This is a genomic window from Shewanella sp. GutCb (assembly GCF_002836135.1).
GTDB lineage: Bacteria > Pseudomonadota > Gammaproteobacteria > Enterobacterales > Shewanellaceae > Shewanella.
Genome location: NZ_PJBL01000055.1, coordinates 1 through 1,794, shown reverse-complemented (window position 1 = coordinate 1,794; position 1,794 = coordinate 1). Strand labels below are relative to the sequence as shown.

Below are 1,794 nucleotides of genomic sequence, written 5' to 3'. Positions count from 1 at the left end.
GTAGTCATTACTCAGCGCTTGCTGTATTCCTGGTGTTTTAGAGCTACGCCAAGGGCCTTTACTTGTGATCCCACAAGCAACGGCTGCTTGGATCCTGACGCCACGTTTAAGTAAATTCTGCACCTTCGTCCGAGGTTTTCGCCACTGACGCCAGTAGCACATACGTACGCGACGACGGATCCAATGGTCTAAATCGACACATCCTTGGTAAGCATTGGCTATGCCAAAGTAGTTGATCCAGCCTTGCATGTACTGCCGCACTTTAAACAATTGATATCCCATACTAACGCCCCAATTTCGGTTCGTCAGCCGTCTCATCTTTTGCTTGAAAATGTGCAACGTTTTAGCATGCCACTGGATCTTTCCTCGGTTAAATGTAAACCCGAGGAACTTGCTTTGTCCTACCTTAACCACTTGGCTTTTCTGTTCATTAACAACCAGTTTTAGCTTAGTGGCAAGGTATTGAGTAATGCTCTTGAGTACCCGCTCTCCCGCGCGAATAGACCTTACCAAAATGATGAAGTCGTCCGCGTAGCGGGCGAATTTATGCCCTCGGCTTTCCAGCTCTTTATCCAGACTATCCAACATAATATTTGATAGTAATGGCGAGAGTGGGCCGCCTTGGGGTACGCCTTCTAAACTTGCTTCAAATTGGTCGTTGACCATCACACCTGCACGTAGGTATTTACCAATAAGCGCCAACAGACGCTTATCCTGCACTTTGCTCCTAAGTTGAGTCATCAAGAGATCATGATTAACTCGGTCAAAGAACTTAGACAGATCAACATCGACGGCAAATTTTCGCTTCTGTTTGATTATATCCTTAACTTGCAGTACCGCTTGTTTGGCATTCCTATTCGGCCTAAAACCAAAACTATTGGTCGAGAAAAATGGATCAAACAATGGCGTGAGTATCTGTGCAATCGCTTGCTGTATGACACGGTCAATGACGTTAGGGATCCCCAATTTACGTTTACCGCCATCGGGTTTGTCGATCTCAACGCGCCTGACCGCCGAAGGTTGATATTCACCTTGCTCAAGTTGAGCTTTACACCGTTGCCAGCCGCCTTGTTGCATCCAGAGCGGGAAAGCATCGATGGTCATACCATCGATACCTGCCGCACCTTTATTGGCTTTAACTTGCCGCCACGCTCGGTGTAAATTCTCAGGTTCGAGTAGTTGCTGGAATAGATCGCTGTTGAAGGCCGGTTGCAGGTCAATACGCTGCTGATAGTAATCGTCTGGCGACGTAGTGGGTATCGACAAGTGTGACAAGACTCCTCCTTCTTCTAAATGTTCAGGCCTTCACCATATCCCATCCATTACGATGGGCGTTGGGCTACTATGCCGTCTGCTGACTTCTGCTTAATCACACGCCGAGTTACCCCGTCATGCGCTATCGGTTTTCATCTGGTTCGCTCTTTTCAGTCGATGACGCAGAAAAGCCAAGGCACTTATAAACCAGAGCCTGACTGGTTAGTGACCGATCGCGTGTTAAGCAGATCTCCCCAGATAAGAACATGAACTTTCTTTGCACTGCTGCATCATTTACGGTGGCCATTAGATCACGTGGTTTCGTCGTCTTGTGCCAACTCACCTTTAGCCTACGCCTCATATGATGTTCTTGTTCATCAGCTCGCAAATTTGCTAGCGGCTTCCTCCAGACCAATCCTCGCGGATAAGCCCTTGCCATTCGCTAGTAGTTAACGTTTAATAACAGCATGTTATTGAACGGTGATCTTCCTACAGAGGACTTTCACCTCATTAGTTCATGCCCATGCTGGGCGTACACAA

At 47.4% G+C, this 1,794-nt stretch carries 1 protein-coding gene; it reads right to left on the bottom strand.

Features of this window, described 5'->3' with window-relative positions; translation table 11 throughout:
- Positions 1 to 1,275: group II intron reverse transcriptase/maturase (gene ltrA / locus CXF86_RS19915; RefSeq protein WP_102039875.1), on the bottom strand; the 1,275-nt coding region annotated here is incomplete at its 3' end.
- Positions 1,276 to 1,794 lie beyond the last annotated feature (519 nt).